At 37.6% G+C, this 13,134-nt stretch carries 11 protein-coding genes; 7 read left to right on the forward strand and 4 right to left on the reverse strand.

Annotation, left to right across the window (positions count from 1 at the left end; translation table 11 throughout):
• Positions 1 to 153: 153 nt before the first annotated feature.
• The gene (locus tag ACQ76T_RS18020; RefSeq protein ID WP_431344642.1) at positions 154 to 1,590 is read right to left on the reverse strand and encodes an alpha-amylase; all 1,437 of its coding nucleotides are present in this window, start codon (positions 1,588 to 1,590) and stop codon (positions 154 to 156) included.
• Positions 1,591 to 1,777: 187 nt separating this feature from the next.
• Here ACQ76T_RS18020 and ACQ76T_RS18025 point away from each other — a divergent pair, with 187 nt between their 5' ends.
• The gene (locus tag ACQ76T_RS18025; protein WP_431344643.1) at positions 1,778 to 2,452 is read left to right on the forward strand and encodes a DUF4290 domain-containing protein; all 675 of its coding nucleotides are present in this window, start codon (positions 1,778 to 1,780) and stop codon (positions 2,450 to 2,452) included.
• Positions 2,452 to 3,759: a UDP-N-acetylglucosamine 1-carboxyvinyltransferase gene (murA, locus tag ACQ76T_RS18030; RefSeq protein WP_431344644.1), complete on the forward strand. Its 1,308-nt coding sequence runs from the start codon at positions 2,452 to 2,454 to the stop codon at positions 3,757 to 3,759. Before ACQ76T_RS18025 ends, murA begins: the two co-directional genes overlap by 1 nt.
• 135 nt (positions 3,760 to 3,894) lie before the next feature.
• On the opposite strand, the gene ACQ76T_RS18035 is transcribed toward murA, so the two are convergent.
• Together ACQ76T_RS18035 and ACQ76T_RS18040 are read right to left on the reverse strand one after the other, a co-directional pair.
• Positions 3,895 to 4,206: an NIL domain-containing protein gene (locus ACQ76T_RS18035; protein WP_431344645.1), complete on the reverse strand. Its 312-nt coding sequence runs from the start codon at positions 4,204 to 4,206 to the stop codon at positions 3,895 to 3,897.
• 153 nt (positions 4,207 to 4,359) lie between these two features.
• The gene (locus tag ACQ76T_RS18040; protein ID WP_431344646.1) at positions 4,360 to 5,028 is read right to left on the reverse strand and encodes a YiiX/YebB-like N1pC/P60 family cysteine hydrolase; all 669 of its coding nucleotides are present in this window, start codon (positions 5,026 to 5,028) and stop codon (positions 4,360 to 4,362) included.
• Between the two features lie 101 nt (positions 5,029 to 5,129).
• Between ACQ76T_RS18040 and ACQ76T_RS18045 the strand changes: the two genes are divergently transcribed.
• Entirely contained in the window at positions 5,130 to 5,831 is a 702-nt protein-coding gene (locus ACQ76T_RS18045; RefSeq protein WP_431344647.1) for a response regulator transcription factor, read from the forward strand.
• 30 nt (positions 5,832 to 5,861) lie between these two features.
• Positions 5,862 to 7,229 carry a sensor histidine kinase gene (locus tag ACQ76T_RS18050; RefSeq protein ID WP_431344648.1) on the forward strand — a complete coding sequence of 456 codons (1,368 nt, stop codon included), beginning with the start codon at positions 5,862 to 5,864 and terminating at the stop codon, positions 7,227 to 7,229.
• A gap of 57 nt (positions 7,230 to 7,286) precedes the next feature.
• On the opposite strand, the gene ACQ76T_RS18055 is transcribed toward ACQ76T_RS18050, so the two are convergent.
• Positions 7,287 to 8,129 carry an EamA family transporter gene (locus tag ACQ76T_RS18055; RefSeq protein WP_431344649.1) on the reverse strand — a complete coding sequence of 281 codons (843 nt, stop codon included), beginning with the start codon at positions 8,127 to 8,129 and terminating at the stop codon, positions 7,287 to 7,289.
• Between the two features lie 328 nt (positions 8,130 to 8,457).
• Here ACQ76T_RS18055 and ACQ76T_RS18060 point away from each other — a divergent pair, with 328 nt between their 5' ends.
• The 3 genes from ACQ76T_RS18060 to ACQ76T_RS18070 all read left to right on the forward strand — a co-directional run bounded on the left by ACQ76T_RS18060 (position 8,458) and on the right by ACQ76T_RS18070 (position 13,122).
• Positions 8,458 to 9,156 carry an MgtC/SapB family protein gene (locus tag ACQ76T_RS18060; protein ID WP_431344650.1) on the forward strand — a complete coding sequence of 233 codons (699 nt, stop codon included), beginning with the start codon at positions 8,458 to 8,460 and terminating at the stop codon, positions 9,154 to 9,156.
• A 20-nt stretch (positions 9,157 to 9,176) separates the two neighbouring features.
• On the forward strand, positions 9,177 to 11,849 hold the full coding sequence (mgtA, locus tag ACQ76T_RS18065; protein WP_431344651.1) for a magnesium-translocating P-type ATPase: 2,673 nt from the start codon (positions 9,177 to 9,179) through the stop codon (positions 11,847 to 11,849).
• Between the two features lie 169 nt (positions 11,850 to 12,018).
• Positions 12,019 to 13,122, forward strand: a complete 1,104-nt coding sequence (locus ACQ76T_RS18070) for an efflux RND transporter periplasmic adaptor subunit (RefSeq protein WP_431344652.1) — start codon at positions 12,019 to 12,021, stop codon at positions 13,120 to 13,122.
• Positions 13,123 to 13,134 lie beyond the last annotated feature (12 nt).

A 13,134-nucleotide genomic window follows, 5' to 3' on the forward strand; every position in this document is an offset into this window, starting at 1 on the left:
TTCTAACAATCAGCATTTAAAATAATGCATTGTATATATTCCTACGGAATGACAAATAAAACGTATAGTTGTTCTTGTTTAATGTTTAATATAATTGAATAATAGCCTCTTACCAACTTTATCATTTATCAACTATTACTCATTGGTCATTACTTATAAATTGAGCGACCATATTGAATACGAATTCGGCGGGCACTGAATTTTCACCCATTTGTCTCCCTGCGTGGTTGGGTACCAACTTGAACCTCCTGTAAAATCTTTAATCTGCTGGTTGCTCCAATTGGTTTCTACCCATCTTTCCTGCCAGCTTGAAGAAGTATTAATATAAACAACCAATCCGGGATTTCCGTTATAGCCGTTACGTCTTGCGATATATTCATCATTGTCTGTATACAGAATAGACGTTGTACCGGTTGCCTTATTGTTGTGAATCCAGATCAGATTATTGAGTTTGTCTTTATTCAGCCATTCTTCATAATCTCTGTAAAAAATAGTTGGATATCCTTCATGGGTTAAAATATAAGCATAGGCCGGCATCTTATTGTAAATAATATCGGTATCATGGTTTGCGACAAAGGTTACTGCCTTGTAAGGGTTTCTTTTCCACATCATATCATCATTCAGTACGTTTAGATTGCCGTTATCAAAAGCTTCATCCATTTTATAATATGCTGCAAAATCAAATACAGAACTGTTGGCATTATTAGCCCACCATTCCAGTGTATTTACATTAGAATCCCATAATTCTCCAACGGAAAATCCGCCTACCTTAGAATTCCAGGTATTAACCACCCACGGTCCGAAACCTTTAACATAATCAAATCTCCAACCGTCAAACTTCATGACATTTTTATAGTATTTCGCTACAGAATCATCTCTTCCCCATAACCAGTCCTGTACATATGGATTGGCATGGCATAGATCCGGAAAGCCCCCAAAAGCTCCTTCATCATTATTTCCATAGGCATTTTTATAAAAGTCATTATAATTTCTTGGAAATTTTCCCGAAGCGATCCCTGAAAAGTTCGTCCAGGTATTGGTTCCTGTATAAGGATTCGCTTCAGACTGCCCGCCACTGTTATGGTTGATGACAATATCGGCATATACCTGCATATTCTCAGCATGAGCTTTGGTAATTAAAGCTTCCAGTTCTGCCCTTGAACCGAACCGGGTTTCTATACTTCCATTTTGATTAAAGTTTCCAAAGTCGTAATAATCTGTAGGATCATACCCCATAGAATAGGCTCCGTTCTGAGCTTTGGAAGCGGGAGGAAGCCACACAGCACCAATTCCTGCGTTGGACCAGGCCGTTATTTTATCTTTTACGGTATTCCACCAATTTCCTCCATCCGGAACATCCCAGTAGAATCCCTGCATCAGCACTCCACCTCCAGGACCGGCAACAAATTTCCCCAGTACAGATGATCCTGATCCGGTACTGAACGGTCGGCCGTCATGGTGGGTAACATTGACTGTTTTATTATGAACTTCCTTCTGCGGGGAAGGTTGTTGAGTTAATTCATCATTGTCCCGACATGAATGAACAACAGCTAACGCCAGTAAAGAAAGGAAAAAGTATGTTTTTTTCATCGTAAATAATAATTATGAATATAGTAACCAAGTTACAATATTATTAAAAACAAATTCAATTCAAAGGGAAATATTTTAATTTTCAACAATAAAACAAAACAATTTTCATTTGAAATTTTCATTAAAAAATCATAAATTTTTAATATTCTCGAAACAATTTTTCTTTTAATCCATATATTTGCATACTATGGAATACAATACCCAAAAAACTCAGCTTCATATGCCGGAATACGGCAGAATTATACAACAGTTGGTTGAGCGCTGTAAAGAACTTCCTTCCAAAGAAGAAAGGAATGAAATGGCTATGGCAATCATCGATTTTATGGGTCAGAGAAACCCGCAACTTCGCGACGAGGAAAATTATAAACATAAACTTTGGGATCATCTTTTTATCTTGGCAGAATATGATCTGGATGTAGAATCACCTTACCCTTTCCCAACCAGAGAACAGCTGGCGGAAAAACCGAAAAGAATGGAATATCCAAAACTTCAGGGAGATTTTAAATTTTACGGAAAAAGTATTCTTCAACTCATTGAAAAAGCAATTGAACTTCAGCAAGGTGATGAAAAAGAAGCACTGATTGAAGTGATTGCTAATAACATGAAAAAATCCTACAATGTATATAATAAGGAACACGTAACGGATGATGTTATCTTCCGTCACCTGAAGGAATTGTCTGAAAACAGGTTAGATCTTACAGGAATAGATTCTCTTGAGAAAAGTAAGATTTATTACACAAGTAATAACAACAACCGAAATAACAATAACGGTAACAACAACAGGAACAACAACAGTAATAAAAATAATAATAACCAGCCCAACAAAAGAAGGCATAATAACAATCATAAAAACAGAAAATAATGAGTGGAACATTTCAAATAAGAGGAGGAAAAAGACTGCAGGGGGAAATTACTCCACAAGGAGCCAAAAACGAAGCTCTACAAATTTTATGTGCGGTTCTGTTAACCGATGAGGAAGTAAGAATTAAAAATATTCCTGATATTCATGATGTCAACAGACTGATTGAAATTTTAGGTGATTTTGGAGTAAAAGTGACTAAAAACGGCCAGGGAGATTATACTTTCAAGGCTGATCAGGTTAACTTCGATTATATAAAATCCAACGAATTCAAAAAAGACGGTGCTAAGCTGCGTGGGTCAATTATGCTGATGGGCCCTATGCTGGCTCGTTACGGAGAAGCCTATATGCCTACACCGGGAGGTGATAAAATAGGAAGAAGAAGACTGGACACTCACTTCCAGGGCTTAGTAGAACTGGGTGCAGAATTCAATTATGATGAAGAAGAATATTTCTATTCTTTAAAAGCTACAGAATTAAGAGGAAAATTCATCCTTTTAGAAGAAGCTTCTGTAACCGGAACAGCCAATATCGTAATGGCAGCTGCACTGGCTAAAGGAAAAACCAGAATTTATAACGCAGCGTGTGAGCCTTATCTTCAGCAATTGTGTAAAATGCTAAACAGAATGGGTGCTAATATCTCAGGAATAGGTTCTAACCTTCTTACAATTGAAGGAGTAGATTACCTGAGAGGAACTGAGCACACCATGCTTCCGGATATGGTGGAAATCGGCTCATGGATCGGTCTTGCTGCGATGACAAAATCTGAAATCACCATCAAAAATGTAAACTGGAACCAATTGGGAGTAATCCCGAATACCTTCAGAAAACTGGGGATTCAGCTTGAGCAAAGTGGTGATGACATCTATATTCCCGCTCAGGAGCATTATAAGATTCAGAAATTTATTGACGGATCTATCCTTACTATTTCAGATGCGCCATGGCCTGGATTTACCCCGGATTTACTTTCCATTATTTTAGTGGTTGCTACTCAGGCAAAAGGAAGTATTCTGGTTCATCAGAAAATGTTTGAATCCAGATTATTCTTTGTGGATAAATTAATTGATATGGGAGCTCAGATCATTTTATGTGATCCGCACAGAGCAACAGTAATCGGATTGAACCAGGAAGCTCCGCTAAGAGGAACAACAATGGTTTCTCCAGATATCAGAGCTGGAAATGCTCTTCTGATTGCCGCTCTTTCTGCTGAAGGAAAATCTATCATCCACAACATCGAACAAATTGACAGAGGATACGAAAATATCGATGGAAGACTAAAAGCTATTGGTGCTGATATCGAAAGAATTTAAAATTATTTTTTATTGATATAGAGCGTTCAGAGTGATCTGAACGCTTTTTCTTTGCTATTTATATATTGCCATTAATAAAAAAAGCGCCTGGTAAAAACCAGACACTTTGAGTAATTAAAACTATATGAATCTCTCTTAAGAATACTTTCTGCAGATATACTCCACCGTCGTACTCAGAAGTTTATTTTTATTCAGATAGAACTCAAGCTGCTGATAGTCCTCTGAATTTACATTAATATATAACTGTACTGTACCAAAACTATAGCCGTTTACATATTCCACATTAGCTGACAACACTCTGTGGCAGATTCCCAATTGATTGTAAATGGTATTCATCAAATGCTCAAATTTCATTTTGCCATTCAATTCTATTTCCAGGATCAATTCTTTTTTAGGCAGGTTCAATTTATTTTGCAAAACCTGCAGGCCGGGATTAGTTGTAATCATTGCTAAACATTTTTGGTTAAACATATCAGATCGTCATGCTCTCTGCATTAAATCTGTGACAAAAATATAAAAAAATATTAGTCCACCAAATTAGTAGACTAATATTTTTTAAAATTTAACAAAAAAAGAAGCCTTTTCAGCTTCTCTTGTCTTTTAAAGTTCCTTTATTCTTTCCAGTTTATCCGATCCTGCCAGTCCATTTGGGTTACATCCCGGCTCTCCTTCAGGTACTTTTATGTTTTTCTTTTTATAAAACTCTTCCCAGAATGTATTGGTTTTTCCTGTTTTAGGATCAATGAATGTCATCGGTTCCAACTTAAAAATATGTTCTTCGCGGAATGCTCTTTCTATAAAATCTGAGCAGTAATATGAATTTTCATCCAGAATATAATTGAAGTTATAAGGTTTTCCAAGCATTGCATTGGCTTTTTCAAGTGCTTTTGGAATTCCTTTCTGATATTCCGGTTTCAAACGGTACACTACAACTCTCTGTCCATCGTTCTGCTGATCTTTAATAAAATCTTTTAATGTCTGCTTTTGAGAGCCCCCTTTTGGTGCGGCATGCAAAACAAACATTTTGTTTCCCTCTTTTTCTACAATACCAATATGATCAAAAGACGCTGTTTTCTGCTTTTGAGTGACATTATTAATCGCTCCGGAAAGTCCTGTCTCTTTTGCTGTTACAAAAAGCAAGTCTCCATTTTTAAAGGATGAATTGTGATAAGAACTACAGCTTATCATGCTGAAAGCCCAAAAGAAAAGAAGTCCTGCAAGAAAAGCTTTTTTTGTTGTTTGATGTGAAAGTATTGTAAATTCTGACATTCGATTATTATTTCAGGACCAAAATTACAAAATAGAAATCATTACATTTGTGTAACCTATTGAACGATTCTTCTTATCAACCTAAACATTCCAACATTCTTATGCCACATATTTTATTAGTTGAAGACGATGACAGGCTTTCCAAACTTATTGCAAAAGGACTTCAGGAATCTGAATTCAATGTTACGACAGCCTACGATGGAATGACAGGGCTGAAGCTTGCTTTGCAAACAGATTTTGATCTTGTGGTTACTGATATTGTACTTCCTAAAAAAAGTGGTCTTGAATTCTGTAATGAGATAAAAGCATTAAAACCCAATCTTCCCGTTGTCATGCTTACCGCACTCGGAACAACAGATGATAAACTGGAAGGATTTGATGCTGGAGCAGATGATTATATGACCAAACCTTTTGAGATGCGTGAATTGGCAGCAAGAATTAAGGTTTTGCTCAAACGCTTTTCAAACCAAAAACAGCAAAAGGTATTTATTTTAAAATATGAAGGAATAGAAATGAACCTTGAGCAAAAAACGGTAAGCAGAGATCACCATCCTATTAAATTAACCCCCAAAGAATTCAACCTGCTGAAATTTATGATGGAAAATTCCGAGAGAGTTCTTTCCCGCAGTGAAATTGCCGAAAAGGTATGGGAAACCCACTTTGACACGGGAACCAATTTCATTGATGTTTACATTAATTATCTTCGAAAAAAAATTGATAAGGATTTCGAAAGTAAACTTATTCATACCAAAGCCGGAATGGGGTTTATCCTAAAAAAAGACTACGAAACAGGTTTAGCTTAAAGATTTTCAGAACTCAATAAAAATAAACGGATGAAAATAAGAACCAGACTTACTCTGCTTTTTACTTTAATTACGGCAATGCTTTTAAGTGTTTACAGTATTTCCATTTATTATTCATCAAAAGAAGCCAGAGAGAAATCCTTTTACAGCGAACTTCAGAATGAAGCCATTGCCAAGGCAGATTTGTATTTCCAAAGCTCCCTGCCCGAGCAGGAAATGCACAAACTGTATCAGAATAACAACAGAACCCTAAATGAGGTCCAGGTTGCCATCTACGATGCTAATGATAAGCTCATCTATCATGATGATGCTAAAGTAGATTATGTAAAAGAAACTCCTGAAATGCTCTCTGACGTATTTCAACAAAAAAAAATAAGTTTTTTTCTGGATAAATTGCAGGTAATTGGAATGGTGTATCACCATGCCGGAAAATCTTATGCAGTAACTGCTGCTGCGTATGACAAATACGGTTACGAATATCTTGCTCACCTTCTCACTATTAGTATTGCGTCTTTTATAAGTATTTTGATTCTGATTTATCTGGCAGGGATTTTTCTTTCGAAAAAAACATTAAGCCCTTTGAGTGAAATGGTGGTTCAGATCAAGAAAATTACAGCCGGAAAACTTCAACTGCGGCTAAAAACCACCTCAGAAAAAGATGAATTGAATGAGCTTGCCCAAAATTTCAACGGAATGCTGGAACGCCTGGAAAATTCTTTTGATTCTCAGAAACATTTTGTTTCCAATATCTCGCATGAGCTCAGAACTCCGTTATCTGCCATTATTACAGAGCTGGAACTCGCTTCGGAAAAAGATTTGAGCAAAGAACAGTATCAGCAAACGATCCGCTATGCTCTGGATGATGCCCGCAATATGGTGAAACTGTCCAATAGCCTGATGGATCTTGCCAAAGCGAGCTATGATCCCAACGAAATCAGTTTTACAGAAGTACGCCTCGATGAAGTTCTTCTGGAATCCTATACTAAAATTATCAGGGAAAATTCCGAATATAAAGTCTCTTTAAATATTGAAAATACAATAGATGAGCATCAGCTTGTTATCCAGGGAAATGAATACCTTCTGCACGTGGCTTTTAATAATCTTATAGACAATGCCTGTAAATATTCTCCCGAACATATGTGTTCTATAGATGTAAAAGGAGATCATCAAAAACTGTATATCAGCTTTTCGAATACAGGAATTACCATATCACCGGAAGATCTGGAACATATTTTTGAACCTTTCTACCGAAGTGAAACCTCCAGAAAGGAAAAAGGCTACGGAATCGGATTATATCTTACTGAGAAAATCATTCATCTTCATCATGCCAAACTGAGGGTAACTTCGAATGATCATAAAACTGTTTTTACGGTGGTATTTCACAACAAAGCCATTTAAACTTAAGCCATCAGGAAAGATAAATTTCTTTAATATTTGTTACAGATCGTAAATCTTTTAGCCTCTGTTTTTATTAAAAACTGTTGTTCCGATACTCGCACCTATGACGCAGAGAATAGAAATCCACTGTAAAAAAGATAATTCTTCAGCAAGAAAAATTAATCCCGAAAGTGCAGCAAATGCGGGTTCCAGACTCATCAGAATACTGAAGGTCTTCGCCGGAATTTTTTTTAAAGCCATCATTTCCAACGAAAATGGTAAAGCACTGGATAGAATGGCTACTCCGAGACCTTTCACAAAAATTGCAGGGGTAAGACTGAAAACAGCTCCATCCCAAACAGCAAAAGGAATAATGACCAAACTGGCAAAAAGCATTCCTGTTGTAACGGCATCTTTTCCGTCCATTATTTTAGAAACCTTTCCCCCCATCACAATATAAACGGCCCAAAATATCCCTGCTAAAAAAGCCAGGCCAAGTCCCACCAAATCTATATGATCACTTTTCCAGGGAACAATAAGAAGAATTCCTGCACAAGCAAGGAGTGCCCAGATGACATCCAACACTTTACGGGAAAGAGCAAGCGCCAGAAATAAAGGTCCTGCAAATTCTACCGTAACGGCTAATCCCAAAGGAATTCTCTGGATCGCCATATAAAAGATAAGGTTCATGGCAGACAATCCCACTCCATACATCGCGCAGTACAGCCAATTCTGTTTGGTAAACTGTAAAAACTTCGGACGGTTGATCGCTGTCAGCAAAATCGCTGAGAGAACAATTCTTAGAGTAACCGTACCAATAGCGCCAATAGCAGGGAAAAGCTGCTTGGCAATGGAAGCACCTCCCTGCACACATATAATGGCAAGAAGTGTAGCGGGTATTGCAATGTTTGACTTCTTCATCTATAAAATTTATCGTTCATTAAACAATCAAAAACCTAAGTTTAACACTATAAAAGGGGGATAACTTACAAAGTTATCAATTTTATGTATTAAAAGACAGATCCTTATATAATATCCTGAAAATCGTTTCATTTTCGGGCTTCCAAATTTCTAATCATTTTCTAATAATATTCTAAAGTTTCTCTAACAGCTTTCCTCTAAAAAGAGGAATACCTTTGCAGCAGACAAAAACCCCTATGGATACAGACTCATCCCATTATCGCAACAACTAAGCATTCAATCCTATACTTTTCTGTATATCAGCTGAATGCTATAAAACAGAAAGGTTATGACCACATTAGAATTTACACTCCGTCTTTTCACAGCATTTGCGCTGGGCGCAAGTATAGGCTTCGAGCGTCAATGGCGTCAAAAAAGTGCAGGCCTTCGTACCAACACTCTGGTATGCCTGGGATCTGCGGCATTCGTACTTCTTTCTATCAGGATCGGAGGTGATGCTACCGGAAGAATAGCTTCCTATATTGTAAGCGGCATCGGCTTTTTGGGAGGAGGTGTCATCATGAAAGACGGGCTTACCGTACGAGGCCTCAATACCGCAGCTACCATTTGGTGTTCAGCATCTGTAGGCGCTCTCAGCGCAATGGGATTCCCCGTTGAAGCCGCTATCACCAGTGGATTTATCATACTTACCCATATCATTCTCCGCCCTTTGGGACTCAGGCTTGGTAATACGATCAGCAGCAGAAATCATTATACAGAATATTTAATCAGTATTCAATGCAAAAGTGAGGTAGAAAATCACGTGCGTGTACAACTGATGCAGTCCTTAAGCGGAAACGATAAGGTATTATTAAAATCTCTTACCAGCGATGATCATGGCTCTCCCGAAAATGCCATCATCACAGCAGAAGTTCATGCTTCCACTCCACAGGACAGCTTTATGGAAAAAACAGCCAGCAGATTGACCATCGAAGATAAAGTCATCAAAGTAAGCTGGGAAATTATAGGAACAGAAAACGATTTATAACATTTGAAATAATTGAAGCGATGTTAAAAAAATCTTCAAACAAAAATCTCAATTCAGCAGCTCTTGTAAAATTAAAAGAAGCAGCAGCAGAGAACGAAAAAATGGTATATGCCATGCTTGAAACTTCAGAAGAAGGACTCAGCGAAAATACGGTAAAAGACCGATTGAAAATTTATGGAAAAAATGAGATTGCCATTCAGAAAGCCCCTTCATGGCTGAAACAGTTTGCCCATTCTTTCTTTAATCCTTTTAATTATATCCTGGCATGTATTGCAGTGATCTCTCTTTTTATAGATGTGATTCTTGTCCCCGCAGAAGAAAAAGACCTCAGCACCAGTATTATTATATCGGCGATGCTGCTTTTTAGTACCACCTTACGTTTTATACAGGAGTTCAGAAGTAATAAGGCTGCAGAGGCTTTAAAAAAGATGGTAAAAACCAGCTGTCTTACCAAAAGAAAATGTAAAGAAAGCGAAGAAATAGAAATTACAGAAATCGTACCCGGAGATATTATTCTTCTTTCTGCGGGAGATATGGTTCCTGCAGATTGCCGGATTCTGAAAAGCAAAGACCTCTTCATCAGCGAATCTATTCTTACAGGAGAAGCTCTTCCGGTAGAAAAGAATGCTTTCCCTATTCATGATGCACAACACAAAAACCCTCTTAGCCTGCAAAATATATGCTATATGGGAACTAATGTTGTAAGTGGATCCGCAATGGTAGCCGTTGCCAATACCGGCATTTTCACTTATTTCGGAAGTATCAGCAGAAGTCTGGCTTCCAAAAGACCGGAAACCGCTTTCGATATTGGAGTCAACAAAGTAAGCTTTCTGCTTATCCGTTTTATGTTGGTAATGACTCCCGTTATTTTTCTCATCAACGGATTCGTAAAAGGAGACTGGATGCAGGCTTTATTATTTGCTATCGCTGTAGCTGTAGGACTTACCCCAGAAATGCTTCCAATGATCGTTACGGCAAACCTTGCCAAAGGAGCTGTTAATATGAGTAAGAAAAAAGTAATCGTTAAACGTCTGAATGCAATTCAAAATATTGGAGCAATGGACGTTCTCTGTACCGATAAAACAGGAACCCTTACTCTTGATAAAATTGTACTGGAAACTCACCTCAACGTACGCGGAATTGAAGATGATGAAGTATTGAAGTGGGCTTACCTCAACAGCTTTCACCAGACCGGCCTTAAGAACCTTCTCGATCAGGCAGTTTTGGATCATGCTGAAGTTCATCATCTTTTGAAAGCAGATGAACTCTATTTGAAAGTGGATGAAATTCCTTTTGATTTTGAAAGAAGAAGAATGTCCGTTATTTTGAATACCTCGCAAGGAAAGCATTTGATGATTTCCAAAGGAGCCGTGGAAGAAATGCTTTCTCTTTGTCAGTACGCTTTAGACCCAGGGGAAGATCACAGTCTGCATATTGAAAATGACAATATAGTTCCATTGAATGATGCCATGAAGCAGCAGATTATCAAAATGTCTGAAAAGCTCAACGCAGAAGGATTACGCGTACTTTTGGTTGCTATCCGGGAATTTGACGGAAATCACCCTCTGAACTACTCAGTTGCAGATGAAAAAAATCTTACCCTTACCGGTTTTATAGGATTTCTTGATCCCGCTAAACCATCTGCAGAACCAAGTATTAAGGCATTACACAAACTTGGGATAGAAGTAAAAGTAATCACAGGAGACAACGATATTGTGGCTAAAAAAATATGTCATGATGTGGGAATTCCTATCAATACCATTATGTTGGGTGATGAATTGGAAAATATAAGTGATGAAGAACTCAGCAAAGATATGGACCTATATTCCGTTTTTGCCAAGGTAAACCCATTACAAAAACAACGTATTGTAAAAATATTGAGATCGAAAGGTCACACTGTCGGATTTATGGGAGACGGAATTAATGATGCTGCAGCGATCAAAGAGGCGGATGTTGGAATTTCCGTAGATACCGGTGCAGATATTGCCAAAGAAAGTGCAGACATCATCCTTCTGGAAAAAGATCTTATGGTGCTAAGAAGCGGAGTTATTTACGGAAGAAGAACCTTCGGAAATATCATTAAGTATATAAAAATGACCGCCAGCAGTAATTTTGGGAATATGTTCAGCATGATTGGAGCCAGTGCCCTGCTTCCATTTTTGCCAATGCTTCCATTGCAGATTCTTACTCAGAATTTATTATACGATGTATCACAATCTTCAATTCCTTGGGATACGATGGATAAAGACTTTCTGGAACAGCCAAAAAAATGGGAAGCAGGAAGCATCAAGAAGTTCATGCTTTTCATAGGTCCTTTAAGTTCCATTTTTGACTATATGACCTTTGCAGTAATGTTCTTTATCTTTAAAGCCAATACTCCGGAACAGCAAAGTCTGTTTCAAACAGGATGGTTTGTGGAAGGACTGCTTTCTCAAACGCTTATTGTACATATTATCAGAACTAAAAAAATTCCTTTTATCCAAAGTTGGGCAGCTGCTCCTGTAGTTGCACTCACTAGCCTGATCATCTTGATTGGAATAATGATTCCTTTTACCCCGCTAGCTGCGTACCTCAAAATGCAGGTGCTGCCTTTAAGTTATTTTCCTTATCTGGTAGCCATTTTAACAGGATACTGCATTCTTACCCAATTTGTAAAACAATGGTTTATCAAAAAATTCGGACAGTGGCTGTAATCAAAGAAATCTTTTCGGGCAGCTATTCTAAGTAGTTTAGGGAGTTGCCGAAAAGTCTGAAAATATTTTATACTGAAAAAAATAAACCTTTTCATTTTATTGTAAAATTTTCACCCAGCATTGAAATAAAACAAAAATTAAATTAAATTAGTGGTTATAAACATTTTATATGAGAAAAACAGTATTAACTATAGTACTTATGACATTTGTTATCTCCTGCAAAAATCCCAAAAGTGAAGCTCCTCAAGATCAGGACCTGCTGGTAAAAGGAGACAATGTCATTGTTCCCGAAAGCAATCCCGTTTTCAAAAAAATAAAAACCGAAATGGTTACTGAGCAGGATCATAGTGATGGGGTGGTTTCTGCGGGGACTATTCAGGCAATACCTAATCATTATGCAGAAATCGCAAGTCCGTTTTCCGGAAGAATCACCAAATCATTTATAAGCCTTGGGCAAAATGTATCTGCCAACAGCCCTCTTTTTGAAATCCTTTCTTCCGATTATTTTTCAGTGCAAAAAGATTATACTGATGCTTTGAATGACGTTCAGCTTGCCGAAAAAAACTACAGACGACAGCAGGATCTTGTAAAACATGGTGTAGGAATTCAAAAAGAACTGGATGAAGCTGAGACAGATTTTAAAAACAAAAAAACATCCCTCTCCAATGCTTCTTCTGCTTTGAAGGTATACAATAGCAAAGGAGGAGGAATCGGAAGCCCGCTTATCGTAAGAGCTCCTATCAGTGGCGAGATTATTTCTAATAAAATTGTAAACGGGCAGTATCTGAAAAGCGATTCTGATCCTGTAATTATTATCGCAGAACTCTCTAAAGTCTGGATTTCAGGAGATGTGAAAGAAAAAGACATCCGTTTCGTAAATACCGGAGATCATGTTTCCGTAAAAGTAAGTGCCTATCCAGATAAAAATATCACAGGAAAAGTATATCACATCAATGAAATTGTTGACGAAAATACCCGAAGTATAAAAGTTCTTATTGAATGTGACAACCCCGACAGAAGACTGAAACCGGGAATGTATGCAACTGTTAATTTCTCAACAACGCCTGAAAAAACAATTATGATTCCTGTTACTGCTCTCATGCAAAATGACAGCTCTCAATATGTGTGGGTAAAAACAGGAAAGAATCAGTTTGCTAAACGGTCAGTCACTACAGGAGAAACAGATCAGAAAACAACCAGAATTCTATCGGGCTTAAGAGTCGGAGAAACCATCATGACTGAAGGTGGAATTTATATGCTGGATGCGAAATAATGTTGAATGTAC

It is taken from the genome of Chryseobacterium sp. JK1, assembly GCF_050632815.1.
Classification (GTDB): domain Bacteria; phylum Bacteroidota; class Bacteroidia; order Flavobacteriales; family Weeksellaceae; genus Chryseobacterium.

Bases quoted from the DNA above. Each gene is read 5' to 3' on its own strand.
- ACQ76T_RS18060 (WP_431344650.1), top strand. From the start codon at position 8,458: ATGACCACATTAGAATTTACACTCCGTCTTTTCACAGCATTTGCGCTG.
- murA (WP_431344644.1), top strand. From the start codon at position 2,452: ATGAGTGGAACATTTCAAATAAGAGGAGGAAAAAGACTGCAGGGGGAA.
- ACQ76T_RS18035 (WP_431344645.1), bottom strand. From the start codon at position 4,206: ATGATTACAACTAATCCCGGCCTGCAGGTTTTGCAAAATAAATTGAAC.
- ACQ76T_RS18040 (WP_431344646.1), bottom strand. From the start codon at position 5,028: ATGTCAGAATTTACAATACTTTCACATCAAACAACAAAAAAAGCTTTT.
- ACQ76T_RS18070 (WP_431344652.1), top strand. From the start codon at position 12,019: ATGAGAAAAACAGTATTAACTATAGTACTTATGACATTTGTTATCTCC.
- ACQ76T_RS18020 (WP_431344642.1), bottom strand. From the start codon at position 1,590: ATGAAAAAAACATACTTTTTCCTTTCTTTACTGGCGTTAGCTGTTGTT.
- ACQ76T_RS18055 (WP_431344649.1), bottom strand. From the start codon at position 8,129: ATGAAGAAGTCAAACATTGCAATACCCGCTACACTTCTTGCCATTATA.
- ACQ76T_RS18045 (WP_431344647.1), top strand. From the start codon at position 5,130: ATGCCACATATTTTATTAGTTGAAGACGATGACAGGCTTTCCAAACTT.
- ACQ76T_RS18050 (WP_431344648.1), top strand. From the start codon at position 5,862: ATGAAAATAAGAACCAGACTTACTCTGCTTTTTACTTTAATTACGGCA.
- ACQ76T_RS18025 (WP_431344643.1), top strand. From the start codon at position 1,778: ATGGAATACAATACCCAAAAAACTCAGCTTCATATGCCGGAATACGGC.
- mgtA (WP_431344651.1), top strand. From the start codon at position 9,177: ATGTTAAAAAAATCTTCAAACAAAAATCTCAATTCAGCAGCTCTTGTA.